Origin of the sequence: Streptomyces sp. NPDC005402 (assembly GCF_040606575.1) — a bacterium.
Taxonomy (GTDB): domain Bacteria; phylum Actinomycetota; class Actinomycetes; order Streptomycetales; family Streptomycetaceae; genus Streptomyces.
On record NZ_JBEXFB010000009.1, the window covers coordinates 59,280 to 77,092 of the forward strand.

The 17,813-nt window shown below is 71.2% G+C and carries 16 protein-coding genes; 11 read left to right on the plus strand and 5 right to left on the minus strand.

Annotated elements, in window-relative coordinates; translation table 11 throughout:
- Positions 1-29 precede the first annotated feature (29 nt).
- From ABZT02_RS19010 to ABZT02_RS19020, 3 genes are all read left to right on the plus strand, one after another.
- Complete coding sequence (locus ABZT02_RS19010) at positions 30-1,394, plus strand: FAD-dependent oxidoreductase (protein WP_356019088.1); 1,365 nt, start codon at positions 30-32, stop codon at positions 1,392-1,394.
- A gap of 151 nt (positions 1,395-1,545) precedes the next feature.
- Positions 1,546-2,703, plus strand: coding sequence for an NAD(P)/FAD-dependent oxidoreductase (locus ABZT02_RS19015; RefSeq protein WP_356019090.1), 1,158 nt, complete (start codon positions 1,546-1,548; stop codon positions 2,701-2,703).
- A 42-nt stretch (positions 2,704-2,745) separates the two neighbouring features.
- Complete coding sequence (locus ABZT02_RS19020) at positions 2,746-3,318, plus strand: MarR family transcriptional regulator (protein ID WP_356019091.1); 573 nt, start codon at positions 2,746-2,748, stop codon at positions 3,316-3,318.
- A gap of 24 nt (positions 3,319-3,342) precedes the next feature.
- On the opposite strand, the gene ABZT02_RS19025 is transcribed toward ABZT02_RS19020, so the two are convergent.
- Positions 3,343-4,320 (minus strand): ABC transporter substrate-binding protein, encoded by a 978-nt coding sequence (locus ABZT02_RS19025; protein WP_356019092.1) that lies wholly within the window; start codon positions 4,318-4,320, stop codon positions 3,343-3,345.
- Positions 4,321-4,475: 155 nt separating this feature from the next.
- Here ABZT02_RS19025 and ABZT02_RS19030 point away from each other — a divergent pair, with 155 nt between their 5' ends.
- Positions 4,476-5,861 (plus strand): hypothetical protein, encoded by a 1,386-nt coding sequence (locus ABZT02_RS19030; protein ID WP_356019346.1) that lies wholly within the window; start codon positions 4,476-4,478, stop codon positions 5,859-5,861.
- A 10-nt stretch (positions 5,862-5,871) separates the two neighbouring features.
- Here the strand turns inward: ABZT02_RS19030 and ABZT02_RS19035 are convergent, their stop codons facing one another.
- On the minus strand, positions 5,872-6,780 hold the full coding sequence (locus ABZT02_RS19035; protein WP_356019093.1) for a peptidoglycan-binding domain-containing protein: 909 nt from the start codon (positions 6,778-6,780) through the stop codon (positions 5,872-5,874).
- A 285-nt stretch (positions 6,781-7,065) separates the two neighbouring features.
- Here ABZT02_RS19035 and ABZT02_RS19040 point away from each other — a divergent pair, with 285 nt between their 5' ends.
- From ABZT02_RS19040 to ABZT02_RS19050, 3 genes are all read left to right on the plus strand, one after another.
- Positions 7,066-8,415, plus strand: a complete 1,350-nt coding sequence (locus tag ABZT02_RS19040) for a jacalin-like lectin (protein WP_356019094.1) — start codon at positions 7,066-7,068, stop codon at positions 8,413-8,415.
- 185 nt (positions 8,416-8,600) lie between these two features.
- Complete coding sequence (locus tag ABZT02_RS19045) at positions 8,601-9,977, plus strand: glycoside hydrolase family 43 protein (RefSeq protein WP_356019096.1); 1,377 nt, start codon at positions 8,601-8,603, stop codon at positions 9,975-9,977.
- Between the two features lie 83 nt (positions 9,978-10,060).
- Entirely contained in the window at positions 10,061-10,552 is a 492-nt protein-coding gene (locus tag ABZT02_RS19050) for a lamin tail domain-containing protein (protein WP_356019097.1), read from the plus strand.
- On the opposite strand, the gene ABZT02_RS19055 is transcribed toward ABZT02_RS19050, so the two are convergent.
- Both ABZT02_RS19055 and ABZT02_RS19060 read right to left on the minus strand, forming a co-directional pair.
- The gene (locus ABZT02_RS19055) at positions 10,536-11,540 is read right to left on the minus strand and encodes a hypothetical protein (RefSeq protein ID WP_356019099.1); all 1,005 of its coding nucleotides are present in this window, start codon (positions 11,538-11,540) and stop codon (positions 10,536-10,538) included. The two genes, ABZT02_RS19050 and ABZT02_RS19055, sit on opposite strands and share 17 nt — an antisense overlap.
- Positions 11,537-11,929, minus strand: a complete 393-nt coding sequence (locus ABZT02_RS19060; RefSeq protein ID WP_356019347.1) for a PadR family transcriptional regulator — start codon at positions 11,927-11,929, stop codon at positions 11,537-11,539. The genes ABZT02_RS19055 and ABZT02_RS19060 overlap by 4 nt, the downstream gene beginning before the upstream one ends.
- Positions 11,930-12,280: 351 nt before the next feature.
- Here ABZT02_RS19060 and ABZT02_RS19065 point away from each other — a divergent pair, with 351 nt between their 5' ends.
- Complete coding sequence (locus ABZT02_RS19065; protein WP_356019100.1) at positions 12,281-13,393, plus strand: hypothetical protein; 1,113 nt, start codon at positions 12,281-12,283, stop codon at positions 13,391-13,393.
- On the opposite strand, the gene ABZT02_RS19070 is transcribed toward ABZT02_RS19065, so the two are convergent.
- Positions 13,386-14,045, minus strand: a complete 660-nt coding sequence (locus ABZT02_RS19070) for a maleylpyruvate isomerase N-terminal domain-containing protein (RefSeq protein ID WP_356019101.1) — start codon at positions 14,043-14,045, stop codon at positions 13,386-13,388. The genes ABZT02_RS19065 and ABZT02_RS19070 overlap by 8 nt on opposite strands.
- A 110-nt stretch (positions 14,046-14,155) precedes the next feature.
- Between ABZT02_RS19070 and ABZT02_RS19075 the strand changes: the two genes are divergently transcribed.
- The 3 genes from ABZT02_RS19075 to ABZT02_RS19085 are packed head-to-tail and all read left to right on the plus strand — an operon-like array spanning position 14,156 to position 17,805.
- A complete protein-coding gene (locus tag ABZT02_RS19075; protein ID WP_356019103.1) occupies positions 14,156-14,692 on the plus strand; it encodes a 2Fe-2S iron-sulfur cluster-binding protein in 537 nt (178 codons plus the stop codon).
- Positions 14,689-15,681, plus strand: a complete 993-nt coding sequence (locus tag ABZT02_RS19080) for a xanthine dehydrogenase family protein subunit M (protein WP_356019104.1) — start codon at positions 14,689-14,691, stop codon at positions 15,679-15,681. The genes ABZT02_RS19075 and ABZT02_RS19080 overlap by 4 nt, the downstream gene beginning before the upstream one ends.
- A gap of 9 nt (positions 15,682-15,690) precedes the next feature.
- Entirely contained in the window at positions 15,691-17,805 is a 2,115-nt protein-coding gene (locus ABZT02_RS19085; RefSeq protein ID WP_356019106.1) for a xanthine dehydrogenase family protein molybdopterin-binding subunit, read from the plus strand.
- Positions 17,806-17,813: the final 8 nt, after the last annotated feature.

The window sequence follows — 17,813 nt, forward strand, 5'->3', positions numbered from 1 at the left end:
ATCTGTCACCGCTCGAAGGGAACCTGATCATGCCCCGCCCCCTGCGGGTAGCCATCGTCGGAGCCGGCCCCGCCGGGATCTACGCCGCCGACGCGCTGCTCAAGTCGGATGTGGCCGCCGAACCCGGTGTCTCCATCGACCTCTTCGAGCGGATGCCGGCCCCGTTCGGACTGATCCGTTACGGCGTGGCACCGGACCACCCCCGGATCAAGGGCATCATCACAGCCCTGCACCAGGTGCTCGACAAGCCGCAGATCCGTCTCTTCGGCAACGTCGACTACCCGACCGACATCAGCCTGGACGACCTGCGCGCGTTCTACGACGCCGTGATCTTCTCCACGGGCGCGACCGCCGACCGCGAGCTGCGCATACCGGGCATCGAGCTCGACGGCTCGTACGGCGCCGCCGACTTCGTCTCCTGGTACGACGGCCACCCGGACGTACCGCGCACCTGGCCCCTGGAGGCCGAGAAGGTCGCCGTGCTCGGCGTCGGCAACGTCGCGCTCGACGTGGCGCGCGTCCTGGCCAAGACGGCCGACGAACTCCTGCCGACGGAGATCCCGCCGAACGTGTATGAGGGCCTGAAGGCCAACAAGGCGCTGGAGGTCCACGTCTTCGGCCGCCGTGGCCCGGCGCAGGCGAAGTTCTCCCCGATGGAGCTGCGCGAGCTGGACCACTCGCCCAACATCGAGGTCATCGTCGACCCCGAGGACATCGACTACGACGAGGGCTCGATCGAGACCCGGCGCGGCAACAAGCAGGCCGACATGGTCGCCAAGACCCTGGAGAACTGGGCGATCCGCGACGTCGGCGACCGACCGCACAAGTTGTTCCTGCACTTCTTCGAGTCGCCCACCGAGATCCTCGGTGAGGACGGCAAGGTCGTCGGCCTGCGCACCGAGCGCACCGCCCTCGACGGCACCGGCAACGTCAAGGGCACCGGCGAGTTCAAGGACTGGGACGTCACCGCGGTCTACCGCGCGGTCGGCTACCTCTCCGACAAGCTGCCCAAGCTGCCCTGGGACATCGACTCGGGCACGGTCCCGGACCAGGGCGGCCGCGTCATGCAGGAGAGCGGCGAGCACCTCCAGTCGACGTACGTCACCGGCTGGATCCGGCGCGGTCCGGTCGGCCTCATCGGCCACACCAAGGGCGACGCCAACGAGACGGTCTCGAACCTCCTTGACGACTTCGCGAACGACCGCCTCCAGACCCCCGGTTCGCCCGAACCGGAGGCCGTGGACGCGTTCCTCGCCGAGCGCGACGTCCGCTTCACCACCTGGGAGGGCTGGTACAAGCTGGACGCCGCCGAGAAGGCGCTGGGCGAGCCCCAGGGCCGCGAGCGCGTGAAGCTCGTCGAGCGCGAGGACATGCTGCGCGAGAGCGGCGCCTGACTCGAACACGACGCCGGTCGTGCCTTGGCCTCGCAGGGGCGGCACGACCGGCGTCGCGCTGTTCAGCCGTGTTGCTCACGGAACCCTCGCCGCCGTCCCGTCGTTCCCTTCGTGTCCGTACAGCCGTGCGGGCGCACGCGGGACGAACGGGGTGGGTGTGGCACGCGTACTGGTCATCGGCGGCGGTATCGCCGGTACGGCGGCGGCTCTGGCGCTGCACAAGGCGGGCTTCGAGACCGCTGTGCACGAGGCCCATCCCGACTCGGCCGAGGACATCGGCGCGTTCCTCACCCTGGCGAGCAACGGCATGCGCGCCCTGGCCCAGTTGGACGCCTCCGCGGCGGTCACCGCGCTCGGCTTCCCGCTGACCTCACTGCGGGTCCTGGACGACATGGGCGCCGAGCTGACGCACGCGCCCATGGGCGAGGTCTCCGAGCCGCTCCTCCAGTACCGGTGCCTGCGCCGCGGCGACCTCAACACCGCGCTCCAGGCGGAGGCGTGGCGCCGGGGCATCCCCGTCCGGCACGGCGCACGGCTCGCCTCCGTCGAGGACGGCCCCCACGGGGTCACCGCGCACTTCGCCGACGGCACCACCGCGACCGGCGACCTGCTGATCGGCGCCGACGGCCTGAACTCCGCCGTACGACGGTCGATCTCGCCGGGGACGCGGCCCTTCTACGCCGGCCAGTACGTCTTCTACGGCTACACGCGCGCCGCTTCTCCTCCCGGCGCGGACGCGTGCATCACCATGGTCCGCGGCAGCGGGGCCGCCTTCGGCTACGCGGTGTCGCCCGACGGGGAGGCGTACTGGTTCGCCCGGGTGAGCGGCGACCCGCTGCCCGCCGAGGAGGTGGCGCAGGGCACACCCGATCACTGGCGCGACCTGTTGCTGCCGCTGCTGCGCAAGGACGCCACCCCGGCCGCGGACCTGGTCGGGGCCACCGGCGAGGAGCTCATGGTCACCAACGCCACCGAGATTCCCACCGGCACCCCGTGGCGCTCCGGACGGGTCCTGCTCATCGGCGACGCCGCCCACGCCGCCTCCCCCGCGACCGGCCAGGGCGCCTCGATGGCGCTGGAGGACGCCGTCGTCCTCGCCAAGTCCTTGCGGGACGCGCCGGACCCGGATGCCGCGCTCGCCCTGTACGAGGCGCTCCGCCGCCCCCGTGTGGAGCACAACATCACCGTCAGCGGCAACATCTCCCGGGGCACCCCCACCCCCTCGGCCGCCGCCCGTCCTTCCGAGGAGGACCTCGCCCGGCTCCTGGAATGGGGCGCGGACCTCTGGGCCGAGCGGCGGCCCCTCTAGAATTTGAGCCCGAACGACCTGTGCCCGACGAAGGAGCCGCCCGTGCCCGGCCAGCGATCCATCACCCAAGCCGAGAAGCTCGCGGCCGAGAAGCTCGGTGGTTTCCCGATCCGCCGGGACCAGATGGCGGCCGTGGCGAACATCTACCGGGCCGCGTCCGCGGTGCGCCAGCACCTGGAGAACTCCGTACTGCGCGGCTCGGACCTGACCTGGACGGCGTTCGTCGTGCTGTGGGTCGTCTGGGTGTGGGGCGAGTCGGAGACCCGGCACGTGGCCGAGGAGGCCGGGATCTCCAAGGGCACGCTCACCGGCGTCTCGCGGACCCTGGAGTCGCGCGGCCTGCTGAGCCGGTCCGGGCACCCCACCGACGGGCGGCTCGTCCTGCTCAAACTCACCGAAGAGGGTGAGGAGTTGATGCGTCGGGTGTTCCCGGCGTTCAACGAGGAGGAGGCCTTCGTGACGGCCGGTCTCAGCGACACCGAGTGCCGCGGCCTCGCGGAGGGGCTGCGGCAGGTCGTGCTCCAGGTGGAGGAGCACGGCGAGGAGCGCCGCCGTGAACTCCTGGGCGGCTCCGAGCCCGCGCCGCGGCGCAGCGGACGACGCCCCAAGGCCTGAGCCCGGGCCCCGAACCCGGCCTCCTCAGGAGAACAGCGCCTGGATGTCCGGCTTCTTGCCGCCGAAGATGCCGTCCTCTTCGCCCAGCCCGGCGAGCTTCTCCAGTGAAGCCGTGTCGACCTGGGCCGGCCAGCTGGGGAGGATGAGCCGGGACAGCACATCGCCGCTGATCTTGGTGTAGACGGTGAGGATCTGCCGGGCCTCGTCCGGGTGTCCGGTCGCGTACTGCAGTGACTCCGTCATGGCGTCGGTGAAGCTCTTCACCAGCGCGGGGTTCTGCTGCGCGATTTTGGTCGAGGTGAACCACGTCGCGACGGTGAGCTTCGGGTCGGTCTCGGCGAAGGGCGAGGCGATGACCCGGGCGCCCTGCGCCTTGGCGATCGTCTGGGCCGGCTCCCCCATCCACGCGGCGTCCACGCGGCCGCCGTCCAGCGCGGCCGGCATCTGGTCGAAGGGGATCTCGACGAACTTCACCTTCGCCGGGTCGCCGCCGTCCTCGCGGACCGACTCGCGGACCGTGGTGTCCCCGATGTTCTGGAGGGTGTTCACCGCGACCGAGCGTCCGGCCAGGTCCTTCGCGGACTTCACCGGGCTGTCCTTCTTCACCAGGACACCGGTGACGTCGGCCCCCACCTTGCCGTTGGAAGCGGCCCCGTTGACCACGGACTTCACGGGAACGCCCTTGGTCTGCGCGAGCATCAGGGACGTGGTGTTGCTGAAGCCGAACTGGAACTGGCCGCTCACCACCCCGGGGATGATCGCCGCACCGCCCTGCGCGGTCACCATCTTCAGCTCGATCCCGCGACGGGCGAAGAACCCCTTCTTCTGCCCGAGATAGAGCGGCGCCACGTCGACGATGGGGATGACACCGACCGTGACCTGCGTCTTCTTTCCTCCACTCGCGGACGACGTGCCTCCGCTCCCGGAGTCCGACGATCCACATCCGGCGGCGCCCGCGAGGGTCACCACCGCAACGGCAAGTCCGAGCACACGCCTTTGCATGGGGCCCTCCTGACGAGGCGGCAGCACACCTCATGACCCGTCCACTGATGTTGTGCACATCATTGACGCCCGCAATGTACACGCCTACTTTCGCCGGTGTCAGTCCCCCCGACCGCAGGAAAAACGGACTGCACCCAAGGAGCCCACGTCTCGTGATGCACCGCATCCGCACCCGTACGCTCGTCACCGTCGCGGCACTGCTGCTCGCCGCCCCGTTCACCGGGGCCGCCCGGACCGCCGAGGACGTCCACGTCGAGGGCCGACTGCCGTCCGGCGCGACCTATCTCATGGACGTGCCGGCCGGCTGGAACGGCACGGTCCTCCTCTACAGCCACGGCTACACACCACCCGGCGTCCCCAACCCGGCCCGCGACGCACCCGACGACACCACGAAGTCCCTGCTCCTGAAGGAGGGTTACGCGCTCATCGGATCCTCGTACGCCACCACCGGCTGGGCCGTCACCGAAGCCGTACCCGACCAGCTCGCCACCCTCGACACCTTCACCGCCCGCTTCGGGCACGCCGGCCGGACCATCGCCTGGGGCACGTCCTACGGCGGCCTCGTCACGACCGCCCTCGCGGAACGCCACGCGTCCCGCCTCGCCGGTTCGCTGTCGATGTGCGGGCTGGTCCAGGGCGGTGTCGCCAATTGGAGCAGCACGCTGGACCCGGTGTTCGCGCTGAAGACGCTCCTCGCGCCCGGCTCCGGCATCCGGCTGACCGGGCTGCCGAACCCGGCCGCCGCGACCCAGGCGTCCGACGCCATGACGGCCGTCCTCACCGAGGCCCAGCAGAGCGCCGGCGGACGCGCCCGCATCGCGCTCGCGGCCGCCCTGCACAACATCCCCGGCTGGAACGACCCTTCACAGCCCCGGCCCGCGCCCACCGACCGGGACGCCCAGCAGTCGGGCCAGTACCAGGCCGTCGTCGGTCTGGTGAGGTTCCCCGCCTTCGTCTGGCGCCAGGAGGCCGAGTCCCGGGCGGGCGGCAATATGTCGTGGAACACCGGGGTCGACTACCACGCGATGCTCCGCCACTCCCCCTACCTCAAGGAGGTCAAGGAGCTGTACGGGAAGGCCGGCCTCTCCCTGAAATCCGACCTCAACGCCCTCGACAAGGCCCCGCGCACCCGCGCCGACACGAACGCCGTCGACTGGATGAGCCGTACGAGCTCCTTCACCGGCCGCCTCACCAAGCCCCAACTCGACATCCACACCACCGGCGACGCGCTGATCCCGGTGCAGTCCGAGAGCGCCTACCACCGAGCCGTCACGGCCGCGGGTTCGGCTCCACTGCTACGGCAGCGCTATGTCGACAACGCGGGCCACTGCACCTTCAGCCCGGGCGAGCAGATCGCCGCCCTGCACACGCTGGAGGACCGGATCGCGAGCGGTCACTGGTCGGGCAGTGATCCCGCGGCACTCAACTCCCGTGCCACCGAGGCCGATCCGGCGTCCCCGGCTCGCTATCTCCCCTACTCCCCGAGCGGTTACCCCCGCCCCTACGACCTGGCGCACTCTTCCGGCGGGCACCGGAACTAGACCTCGGCGCTCACGGCTCCGAGGTCTCGGACTCGAGTGAGGCGCGCGTCGCCTTGCCGTAGACGCCGGACTCGTCCTGAAGGACGAAGCGGGTGACCTGGTAATTGCGGACGGCGCTCTGGACCTGCTGGTCGAAGTCGCCGTCGGCCTCCCCGTCGTAGACACCGACCTGCTGGAGCCGGAGCTGGAGTTCGACGACCTCGGGTCCCCGGTCGCCGAGGCTGAGCACGGGAGGCCGGCCCTGGGACAGGGTCGGGCGGGGGGCCGCCGTGACGGTGGCGGCGGCGCTCGACGGAGTTCTGGTCGAGGTGGCGGTGGCCGTCGGGGAAGCGCTGATGCTGGAGTCCGCGCTCGGCGAGGAGGAGGGCGGTGCGGACGACTTCGTCGAGGTCGCCGCAGGTGAAGAAGCCGTGGCGGACGGACCGCTCGACGACGGCGGCACCTCCGGCACGCCCGCGCGCACGCCGCCGGTCACGGAACCGTCCCGTGAAGGGCTGTCGTAGGTGAAGAGCCCGCCGACGAATCCGCCGGTGACCAGGAGGACGGCGACGGCCGCTCCCGCCCCGGCGACGACCGGTGTCCGCCGCCTGCGACCGCCCGGCGCGCGGTCGTCCGGGGACTGCACCCGCGGCTCCTCGCGAGGCACCTGCCCCTTGTCGGCCGAAACCATGGCGGCGTCGCGCAGATCCCCTGTGAGGCCCGGGCGTTCTGGTTCTCCGGCCGATTCGGCCGGTTCCTCGCCGACCTCCACGAAGGGCCGTATCCGTACCGGGTCGAAGTCCTCCGCGGCCGCCGCCTCGGCCGTACGGGACTCCAGGTGGGCCTCGGAGGCGCGGTGTGCGCAGGTGCAGGAGGGAGTGCCGTCCGCCGCCCTGGGCGCCCCGCACTCCGGGCAGACGAGGACTGGTGGTTCACTCACGCGCGATCCCTCTCCCTACGATCTACATATCGTAGACAGATATGCCGCGCAGAAATTCCACACGTCTTATCGATCTGGAGCCGCGCCGTCCGCAGGGCGGAGATTCAGCCACCGCGCGTGAAGGAGAGATGAACGGTGGCGGGCACGGCTTCCCAACACCCGGTCAGACGCAGGGGACTTGGCGACCCGAGAGCGCACGGGGCCGCGACAACAAGGGGTAACCAGCGGTAACTTCTGTCCCGCCCCGCCCCTTCACCCGCGCCACTCCCCCAGGAGACACTCCCCATGCGCAGACTCCTCGCCGCTCTGGCGACGACCACCGCCGTCCTCGGCGGACTCACCGCGGCCGCCCCGCCCGCCACGTCTGCCACGGCCGACGACTCGGGCACCTTCAGCGTTCTCAGCTACAACGTGGCCGGCCTGCCCTCGGCGATCAACAGCTCATCGACACCGCGTGAGTCGAGCACGACCGCGATCGGCCAGCGGATCGCGCCGTACGACATCGTCCACGTGGAGGAGGACTTCAACTACCACGCCTACCTCTACGCGGCCGACACCAACCACGCCTACCGGACGCCCACCAGCGGCGGCGCCGGCATCGGCAGTGGCCTGAACACCCTGTCCAAAATCCCCTATGACGCCGACGACTTCGAGCGGGTGCGCTGGAACTCCTGCCAGGTGGACTCGGGCGACTGCCTCACCCCCAAGGGCTTCACGTTCATGCGCGAGCGCCTCGCCGAGGGCGTGTACGTCGACTTCTACAACGTGCACACCAACGCCGGTACCAATGACGGAGACCTCGCCTCACGCGCCGACAACCTCAACCAGCTCAGCGCGTTCATCAAGACCCACTCCGCCGGCAACGCGGTCGTGGTCATGGGCGACACCAACACGCGCTACACCCGCTCCGGCGACACCATCGCCGAGTTCGCCGCCGCCAACGGCCTGACCGACCCCTGGGTCCAGCTGATCCGCGGCGGCACCCCGCCCGCCAAGGGCAGCGACGCCCTGGTCTGCGACCAGACCGGCACCACCGTCCCCAACACCTGCGAGGTCGTCGACAAGGTCCTCTACCGCAACAGCAAGCTGGTCTCGCTGAACGCCACGTCGTACAACAACGAGCACGCCAAGTTCCTCACCAGCGACAATCTGATGCTCTCCGACCACGACCCGATCACCGTCGGCTTCACCTGGTCGCGCAATGTGGCCTACCAGCTCAGCGACCAGTTCGGCGGCCCGCACGGCGACTACTTCAACGACATCACCGGCGTGCCCGCCGGCGCCCGCGCCACCACCGTCGGGCTGCGCAGCGGCTCCCGCGTCGACCAGATGAGCCTCACCCTGGCGAACGGCACGACGCTCGCCCACGGCGGAACCGGCGGCACCGCGTCATCCCTGACGCTCGGCAGCGGGGAGTACGTGACCACGGCCCAGCTCTGCCAGGGCGAGTACAACGACCACACGCGGATCTTCTACGCCAAGTTCACGACCAACCTCGGCCGCACGCTGGCCGGCGGCACCGCCACCTCCGACTGTGTGACCCGCACCGCCCCCTCCGGCCGGCAGATCGCCGGATTCCACGGCCGCTCCGGTGACGCGGTCGACAAGATCGGCTTCATCTACACCCAGCGCTGACCCACCTGCCCCGGGGTGCCCCTGAGCACCCCGGGCGCACAGGAATAACAAAAGAGTGGCAGGACGATTGACGCGCTTCCGGCCAGGCCCTACTTTCTGATCGATTTACCGAACTCCGTTCGAAATCCCGGTCAATTGCGGTGCCCCCACAGTGCCCCCGCACGCACGCCACCTTGGAGAACAAGATGAGCGCAAACCCCCACCTGTCCCGTCGCGGCCTCCTGGGCATGACGGCCGCCGTGCCGCTCGCCCTGACGCTCGGCGCGGGCACCGCGCAGGCCGCCGACTCGGCGTACGCGATGGTCTACTTCACCGAGTCGACCAACCTCGGCGACGGCACCGACTACGGCCTCCACCTGGCCGTGAGCCCCGACGGCCTCAACTGGACGCCGCTCAACCAGAACAACCCCCTGGTCACCCCCACCGCCGGCGCCCTCGGCCTGCGCGACCCGTTCCTGATGCGCAAGCAGGACGGCACGTTCGTGGTCCTCGCCACCGACCTCAAGGGCACCGACTGGAGCTACAACAGCCAGTACATCCACGTCTGGGACTCCACCGACCTGCGCACCTTCACCGGCTACCGGCGCCTGAAACTGCACGACATGACGACCCACAGCTGGGCGCCCGAGGCGTTCTGGGACGCGGGCCGGGGCCAGTACGCGGTCATCTACTCCTCGGTCAACTCCAGCGGTCACAACGTGATCATGGTCAACTACACCAGCGACTTCGTCACCGCCTCGGCCCCCCAGGTCTTCTTCGACCCCGGCTACGACGTCATCGACGGCGACATGGCCGTGGGAGTGGGCGGCTACAACTACCTCTTCTTCAAGAAGAACCAGACCCTGGTGAGCGCCAGATCCACCACCCTGAACCCGGGCAGCTTCACCGAGTACAGCGCGGGCGTGGCCCACGGCGGCACCGAGGCCCCCACCGTGGTCAAGTCCCTCACCTCCGGCACGTGGTGGCTGTGGGGGGACACCTACACCCCCAACGGCGTCTTCTACGCCTGGCAGTCGAGCAGCCCCGCCTCCGGCACCTGGACCGCCCTGGACCAGAAGACCTACACCCAACCGGTCAACTCCAAACACTGCGGCATCGCCACGATCACGACAGCCGAGTACAACAACCTGCTCGCGAAGTGGGGAGCACCGGCCTGGAACCGGCTCAAGTCGTACAATTTCCCGGCCCGTTACGTCCGCCACTCCAACTACGTGGGCCGCATCGACGAGTACCCCGTCGAGCCGTACAAGGACTCCCTGTGGGCCCTCGTCCCCGGTCTGGCCGACAGCTCCGGTGTGTCCTTCAGGTCGGTCAACTACCCGGACCGCTATCTACGGCACTACAACTACGCGCTCCAGCTCGACGTCAACGACGGCACGTCGACCTTCGCCGGTGACGCGACCTTCTACCGCACCGCGGGCCTCGCGGACGCGAGCTGGGCCTCCTTCCGCTCGTACAACAACCCGACCCGCTACATCCGCCACTCCAACTACGTCCTGCGCATCGACCCGGTCTCCACCACGACCGAGAAGCAGGACGCCACATTCCGAGTCGGTTACTGATTCAACCGAAAAGCCCCCCTGAAGTTGCCGCAATGTATACGCTCCAGGTCTTCTTCACGAGACCTTCACAGGGGGGCTTTTCCATGCGCAGAGGACACATAGCCGTCGTAGCGGCCGCGGGCGCGCTGACCGTGCTGGGCGCGGTCCCGGCCCACGCCGCCGAGTACTCGTCGGCGCTCAAGATCAAGGGCGTCCAGTACGACGCCCCGGGCCGGGACTCCAACAGCTGCGCCACCGGCAACACCGACGAGGAGTACCTGACGATCAAGAACTACTCGCGGACCGCGACGGTGAACCTCAAGGGGTACGTCGTGAAGGATGCCGCGGGCAACAAGTTCACGTTCACGAAGAACCACTCGCTCCAGCCCGGCGACTACGTGAAGCTGCGCGGCGGCCACGGCACCGACTCCGACGCCAACAACGTCGTGTACCGCAACAACTGCAACTTCATGTGGAACAACGACAAGGACACGATCTACCTGTACAAGTCCTCGGGCGCGCACGCCGACACCCACGCGTACACCAAGAGCGCCAACGACCGGGACGGCAACGGGTACATCACGTACCACGGCTGAGCAGGTCGCGTCCGCTGAAGACGGCCAGCGCGGCGGTCAGGGCGACCAGGGCCGCCGCCTGGGTCAGGACACCCACCCGCAGCGCCCCGGGCAGGACGTCGAGCCACGGGTAGACCGCGGTGATCCGGACCGCCAGGAGGAGCAGCCCCAGTGCCGCGAGGGCGGCGGCCTCTCCGGCGGGGACGCGGCGCTCGCCGCGCGACCGGTACAGCAGCCAGGCGAGGGCCGTCACCAGGTAGCACGTGACGAGCGCCCAGACGGTGTCGACCCCGCCCGGCAGTGCCACCACGGAGCCGCCCATCAGTACGCAGCAGGCGGCGAAGACCAGGCCGGGCGCGCCCGCGGGGAGAGCCGCCGGGGGCGCGTCGCGGTGGTGGGCCGCGCAGAGCGCCAGCGCCGACGACCAGGCCAGCACGGCGGCCGCGACGACATAGGCGGAGTCCGAGGGGGCGAAGTCGCGGGCCCAGAGGTCGACCAGCGGCAGCAGCGTCGGCAGGGCGGCGACGAGCGCGGATGCCTGGGCGAGACGGCGGTGGTCACGCAGGAGGGCGAAGTAGGCGACGGTCCACAGCAGCGGCAGGAACCACTGGGCCACCGCGCCGGCACCGGCCCACACCCCGTGGCCGGTGAAGCCGTCCGTGAACATGTCCCACTGGCTTCCGCCACGGGTTGAGGCCCAGGTCAGGCCCAGGACGCGGTCGACCACGGCGGACGCCGCCTGGAGCAGGACGGCGAAGAGCGCGAAAAGGCGGACGGCCGAGCCCAGCACGGCGTACCGGCGGGGTGCGCCGCCCGCGCCGAGCCTGCTGCGCACGGCCAGGGCGACGATGCTCGCCACCTCGCCGACCGTGGGCCGGCTCTGCTCCTGGGCCTCCTGGTCGATGTCCCAGAGGTAGGTCTCGACCATCTCCTCCTCGCGCTCGCGCCGGTAGTAGGCGGGCAGCAGACGCAGGACGGCGCGGTAGCGGGTCTCCAGCAGGGTCGTCATGCCAGACCTCCGGCGAGTCCACGGCCCGTGGCGGGCAGGTCGGTCGCTCCAGGAACAGTTCCGGGAGCACTTCCAGGGGTACGCCGTCCCTCGGCGATCCTCTTCTTCGCCGCGCTGGCTCCGGCGGCCAGCCGCTCCGCCTCGGCGTCCAGCGCCGCGGTGCCCTCGTCGGTGAGCCGGTAGTAGCGCCGGAGTCTGCCCTGCTGCACCTCCTCGCGGTCCAGCACGATCAGTGCGTCGGCGGTGAGCCGGTCCAGTACGCCGTAGAGGGTGCCGACGCGCATCTGCACGGCACCCTCGGAGAGTTCCTCGACCTCGCGCAGGATGCCGTAGCCGTGCCGCGGCTGGTCGGCGAGGGCGGTCAGAACGAAGAACGCCGCCTGTGTCATGTTCCTCGGTGCCATGAACACGAATATATCGGCTCCCGATATATTCAGCCAGCCGAAACACACGATCGGGCAGGAACGGCGAACAGGGCCCGCCCCAATGCGGATGGTGGGCGGGCCCTGTTCGAGAGGTCATTTTGGCGTGCCGGGTCGCGAACTGGGCACGAGTGAAACGCGGTTGCTCTGTGCGGAGCGTGTGCGCCCCGTGTGCGCGGGGAAGATCATGGTGAACGCCCCGTACCGGCGGGCGCCGCACGCCGGGCGTGTCCGCCTGCCGGACCCGCCTGGTCCGCACGGGCCGGCGGCGACGATACTTGGCCCTGGCACGCACCACTCCTTCTTACAGATGGACCCATGTCAAGCACTCCCACGGCAGACCCCACGGCACCTTCCACCGTCTGGCTGGCCCGCGGCCGCCACCTCGGATCCGACGCGGCCGACGTCCTGCGCCGAAACCTGGAGCGACTGAAGGGGAGCGCGGTTCTCGACGACTTCCAGGAGCCGTCCGCGACCGAGGACGCCCCAGAACGGATCTTCGAGGCCCGCTGGCGCGTCGCCGACGAGGTGACCGTCCGGGCCCGGCTCTCGCTCGCCCCCGTGTCGAGCGGCGGACAGGAGTGGGTGCTGGCGGCCGAGGCGGAGCAGCCGTGGGATCTGCGCTGGCCGTCTCCCGCGACCATGTTCTGGCCCGACAGCGACGACGTCTTCTGGGACCGCGACGCGGCCACGGGGCTGCGGCTCAGGGACCTGAGTGTGCTGCCCGAGGAGGACAAGGACGTACGGCGGGTGCTCCGGCAGGCGGTGCGCGGCAGCTGGGCCGTGCATGTCGTCGTCCACGAGGCCATGACCACCGACCAGCGCGGCCGCCGCCCGCTGGCGGACATGCTGCCGCCCGGCCTGCGCCACCGGATCGTCGAGCACCGGGCACAGCCGCACCAACTGCGGGTCCTGAACTGGGCCGTGAAGGAGTTCGGCGTGGAGGTGCCGCGCGGCGGTGCCGTGGTCCTGCCGGGGACGCCGGTGCCGCCCGGATACGACGGCCAGGACTTCTCCGTACGCAGTGTCTTCCTCGACGGCTCGGAGCCCACCGAGCTGATCGCGACCGTGACGCGCTACGCCGCGATGCCCAAGCCGCTGCCGGACGGCGGCGAGGCGGCCGTGACCGCGCTGCGGGAGCAGTGGCAGCTGCTGACGCTGCAGGAGGAGCTCGAACGCGAGCGCGCGCTCGTGACGATGTACGCCGAGGCGCTGGAGGCCATGACCAAGTCCCGGGACCTGTACCGGGAGGCCGCTGAGCGGGCGAACGAGGCGCTGGCCATCTACCGCGAGAACGCCCCGGCTCCGGAGCCCCGGGCGGATCCGGAGGCCACCTCGCCGTTGCAGCAGTTGTCGAAGACGTTCGGGCGCTGGAAGGGCGGCCTGCGGCCCGCGGCCCGCGACGAGGACCCGGACCGGCAGATCAGCTGAAGAGCGGGAAACGGTCCGCGTCCGCGCCGAGCGCGAGCCGTTCGGCGTCCGTGAGCGGTGCGCGGCCGGTGGCGGCGCGGGCGTAGTGCTCGTCGCTCCAGTCGAGCGGGACGGGCCGGCCGAGGAGGCCGTCCAGGGTGTCCCGCACCGCGGCCAGGCCCGCCGAGGACGGTCCCGTGGCCTCCGGCAGGTCGGTGACGAGGTCGAGGTGGTGGACGGTTGCCTCGACGGCGAGGGTCAGCACGAGGTCCTCGGCCGTCAGCACATGTCCCTGGGTGGAGACCCGCAGCTCCGGTCGGGCGTCCGCGGCGGCGTTCACGGTGGCCGCGGTGGTCTCCAGGTACAGGTCGCGCAGCTGACGGAAGTCGAGGAACATGCTGGCGCTCACCCGGTTCCAGCGCCGGCCGTTCGCCGCGCCTACGGGGTCCGGGGCCCAGTCCCGCCAGTAGGTCACCGCGTCCCGGTCGGGCGGCCCGACCGCGGGCGTGTGCAGGGCGACCAGGGCCCGCTGGGCGTCCCCGGCACAGTGGAAGACCAGGTCGCGCACCGCCCACCCCGCGCAGCCGGTGGGCCGCCAGGACTCCTCGTCCCCGAGCGGGCTGACGACGGCCGCGAAGGCCCCGTAAGCGTCGCGCAGCACGTCCGCGTTCATGGCGCCAGCCTAGGCGGAGCGCCTTGCCGGGGTGAGGGAGGTGTCGAAGGGCCCACTGTGGATACGCGGGGGAGACAGCATTTCGGTCCGTCCGGAAGGTCACCGTCATCATGAGCGGCGAGAACAGCGACAGCGCCACCTGCTCGGAGACGACACTCACGGTCAACGGCAAACCCCACACCCTGCTCGTGGACCACCGGCGCGTCCTGCTCGACGTCCTGCGCGAGGACCTGGACCTGTGGGGGGCCAGGAAGGGCTGCGACCACGGGCAGTGCGGGGCCTGCACGGTCCTGGTGGACGGGCGCCGGGTCAACAGCTGTCTGCTGCTCGCGGTCTCCCTGGACGGCAGCGAGGTCCGCACCGTCGAGGGCCTCGGCGACGGGGAGGAACTGCATCCTCTGCAACAGGCCTTCCTCAACCGCGACGCCTTCCAGTGCGGGTACTGCACCCCCGGCCAGCTCTGCTCCGCGCTCGGCATGCTCGACGAGGCCGCGGCGGGCCACCCCTCGCGCGTCACCGGCGAGACCCCGGCCGGCCGTCCCGTACCGCTGGACCGGGACGAGATCCGCGAGCGGCTCAATGGCAATCTGTGCCGCTGCGGCGCCTATCCACGCATCGTCGACGCGGTCGAGGACGTGATCCGGTGAAGACCTTCGACTACGTACGGGCCACCAGCCCCGAAGAGGCGGCCGAGCTCTTCGCCGCCCGTCCCGGCGCCCGCTACCTCGGCGGCGGCACCAACCTGGTCGACCTGATGAAGCTCGGCGTGGAACGGCCGGACGTCCTCGTCGACGTCAGCCGGCTCCCCCTGGACGAGGTCGAGGAGCTCCCGGATGGCTCACTGCGCGTCGGCGCGACGGTCCGCAACAGCGACCTCGCGGCCCATCCTGCCGTCCGCGCCCGCTACCCCGCCCTCTCCCAGGCCTTGCTCGCCGGCGCCTCGGGCCAGCTGCGCAACGCGGCCACCACGGGCGGCAACCTGCTCCAGCGCACCCGCTGCCCCTACTTCCAGGACGTCTCCAAACCGTGCAACAAGCGGGCCCCGGGCAGCGGTTGCGGCGCGCGGGAGGGCGTGCACCGGGACCACGCGGTGCTCGGGCACTCCCCGCACTGCATCGCCACCCACCCCTCGGACATGGCCGTCGCGCTCGCCGCGCTGGACGCCCGCGTCGAGTTGTACGGCACCGAGGGCGCCCGGAGCGTGCCCGTGGCCGAATTCCACCGCCTGCCGGGGGCCCATCCGGAGCGGGACACCGAGATCCTCCCCGGCGAGCTCGTCACCGGGGTGCTGCTGCCGGCGGCCTCGGCCGGGCTGCCCTCCGCCTATCGCAAGGCCAGGGACCGGGCGTCGTACGCCTTCGCCCTCGCCTCGGTGGCCGCCGTGGTGCGGGTGACGGACGGGGTGGTCGACCATGCCGGGATCGCCTTCGGCGCGCTGGCGCACCGGCCGTGGCGGGCGCGGCGGGCCGAGCAGGCACTGTTGGGTGCCGCGCCCACGGCGGCCGCGTTCGAGCACGCGGTCGACCTGGAGCTCTCCGCCGCCGAGCCGCTGCGGGACAACGCCTACAAACTGCCCTTGGCGCGCTCGCTCGCCCTGGACGTCCTGACCCGGCTCACCGCGGCCGCCAGGACCTGAGGAGGACGCATGGACGCCACCACCGGGACCGCGACCGCCCTGGGCTCTCCCGTCGAGCGCCGCGAAGGCCGGGAGAAGGTCACCGGTACCGCCCGCTACGCCGCCGAACAGCCCCGTCCCGGCCGCGCGTACGCCTGGCCGGTGGCCGCCTCGATCGCCCGGGGCCGGATCACCGGCATCGACACAGCGGCCGCTTGTGACGTGCCCGGTGTCCTGGCCGTGCTCACCCACGAGAACGCGCCGAGGCTGTCCGAGCCGGACGACCCCACGCTCGCCGTCCTGTGCGACTCCCGTGTCCCGCACCGCGGTTGGTTCGTCGCCCTGGTGGTGGGCGAGACCCTGGAGGCCGCCCGCGCCGGTGCCGCCGCCGTCCACGTCGACTACGCCGTGGAGGACCACGACGTCACCCTCACCACCACGCACCCGGACGCGTACGCACCCGAGCAGGCCAACGGCGGATACCCGGGAACCCGCGAACACGGCGACCCCGAGGCCGCGTTCACGTCCGCCCAGGTCCGGATCGACGCCGACTACCGGGTGCCGCCGCTGCACAACCACCCGATGGAACCGCATGCGACGACTGCCGAGTGGCACGACGGCCGGCTCACGGTGCACACCTCCACACAGGGCTCCACGGTCGTACGCGCCGTCCTGGCCGGCCTGTTCGAGCTCTCGGAGGAGCATGTCACCGTGCACGCCGAGCACGTGGGCGGCGGTTTCGGGTCCAAGGGCACCCCCCGTCCGGACGTGGTGCTCGCCGCGATGGCGGCCCGGCACACCGGACGGCCGGTGACCCTGGCGCTCCCCCGCCGCTTCATGCCCTCGGTCGTCGGCCACCGCGCCCCCACCCTGCACCGGCTGCGCCTCGGCGCCCGCCCCGACGGGCGGCTCACCTCCCTGATCCACGAGGTCACCACCCACACCTCGCGGATCAAGGAGTTCGTCGAGCAGGCCGCCGTGCCCGCACGCGTGATGTACGCCGCCCCCGACTCCCGTACGGCGCACCGCGTGGTGCCCCTCGACGTGCCCAGCCCGTCCTGGATGCGGGCCCCCGGCGAGGCTCCCGGCATGTACGCCCTGGAGTCGGCCATGGACGAACTCGCCGTCGGACTCGGGATGGATCCCGTGGAGTTGAGGATCGTCAACGAACCGGACACCGAGCCCGACAGCGGCAAACCCTTCAGCAGCAGGCACCTGGTCGAGTGCCTGCGCGAGGGCGCCCGACGCTTTCGCTGGGCCGAGCGGGACCCCCGGCCGGGCTCCCGCTCCGAGGGCCCGCTGCTGGTGGGGTCGGGTGTGGCGGCCGCCGTCTATCCCGTCCTGACACAGCCGTCCACGGCGGCGGCGCGGGCGCTGCCCGACGGGACCTTCCTCGTGCGAATCAACGCCACCGACATCGGCACGGGCGCCCGGACCGTGCTCGCGCAGGTCGCCGCCGACGCGCTCGCCGTGCCCGTGGCCCGGGTGCGGACCGAGGTGGGCAGCAGCGAACTGCCCGCCGCGTCGCTGGCCGGCGGCTCGTCGGGCACCGCGTCCTGGGGCTGGGCGGTGCACGAGGCGTGCACCCGGCTCGCGGAGCGCCTGGCCGAGGAGCCGCTGCCCACGGAGGGCATCGAGGTCCGTGCCGACACGGCCGGCCGGGCGGACGCCGACAGCGCCTTCGCCCGGCACGCCTTCGGTGCCCACTTCGCGGAGGTCGCCGTCGACACGGTCACCGGTGAGACCCGGGTCCGGCGGCTGCTGGGGGTGTATGCCGCCGGGCGCATCCTCAACTCCCGTACGGCGCGCTCCCAGTTCGTCGGCGGCATGACCATGGGGCTCGGCATGGCGCTCACCGAGGGCAGCACGATGGACGCCGCTTTCGGCGACTTCACCGAGTCGGACCTGGCCGCGTACCACGTGCCCACGCACGCCGACGTGCCCGACATCGAGGCGCACTGGATCGACGAGGACGACACCCGCCTCAACCCCATGGGCAGCAAGGGCATCGGCGAGATCGGCATCGTGGGGACGGCGGCCGCGATCGGCAACGCCGTCTTCCACGCCACCGGCGTACGCCTGCGCGAGCTGCCCCTCACCCCGGACCGCGTGCTGAGCGGCCTCCGGGAGCGGGGCGGCTCCTAGGCCTCAAG

Excerpts from the sequence above, each read along its gene's own strand:
- ABZT02_RS19055 (WP_356019099.1), bottom strand. The coding sequence starts at position 11,540 with ATGACGACCCTGCTGGAGACCCGCTACCGCGCCGTCCTGCGTCTGCTG.
- ABZT02_RS19060 (WP_356019347.1), bottom strand. The coding sequence starts at position 11,929 with ATGACACAGGCGGCGTTCTTCGTTCTGACCGCCCTCGCCGACCAGCCG.
- ABZT02_RS19040 (WP_356019094.1), top strand. The coding sequence starts at position 7,066 with ATGCGCAGACTCCTCGCCGCTCTGGCGACGACCACCGCCGTCCTCGGC.
- ABZT02_RS19050 (WP_356019097.1), top strand. The coding sequence starts at position 10,061 with ATGCGCAGAGGACACATAGCCGTCGTAGCGGCCGCGGGCGCGCTGACC.
- ABZT02_RS19070 (WP_356019101.1), bottom strand. The coding sequence starts at position 14,045 with ATGAACGCGGACGTGCTGCGCGACGCTTACGGGGCCTTCGCGGCCGTC.
- ABZT02_RS19030 (WP_356019346.1), top strand. The coding sequence starts at position 4,476 with ATGCACCGCATCCGCACCCGTACGCTCGTCACCGTCGCGGCACTGCTG.
- ABZT02_RS19075 (WP_356019103.1), top strand. The coding sequence starts at position 14,156 with ATGAGCGGCGAGAACAGCGACAGCGCCACCTGCTCGGAGACGACACTC.
- ABZT02_RS19025 (WP_356019092.1), bottom strand. The coding sequence starts at position 4,320 with ATGCAAAGGCGTGTGCTCGGACTTGCCGTTGCGGTGGTGACCCTCGCG.
- ABZT02_RS19010 (WP_356019088.1), top strand. The coding sequence starts at position 30 with ATGCCCCGCCCCCTGCGGGTAGCCATCGTCGGAGCCGGCCCCGCCGGG.
- ABZT02_RS19085 (WP_356019106.1), top strand. The coding sequence starts at position 15,691 with ATGGACGCCACCACCGGGACCGCGACCGCCCTGGGCTCTCCCGTCGAG.
- ABZT02_RS19065 (WP_356019100.1), top strand. The coding sequence starts at position 12,281 with ATGTCAAGCACTCCCACGGCAGACCCCACGGCACCTTCCACCGTCTGG.
- ABZT02_RS19045 (WP_356019096.1), top strand. The coding sequence starts at position 8,601 with ATGAGCGCAAACCCCCACCTGTCCCGTCGCGGCCTCCTGGGCATGACG.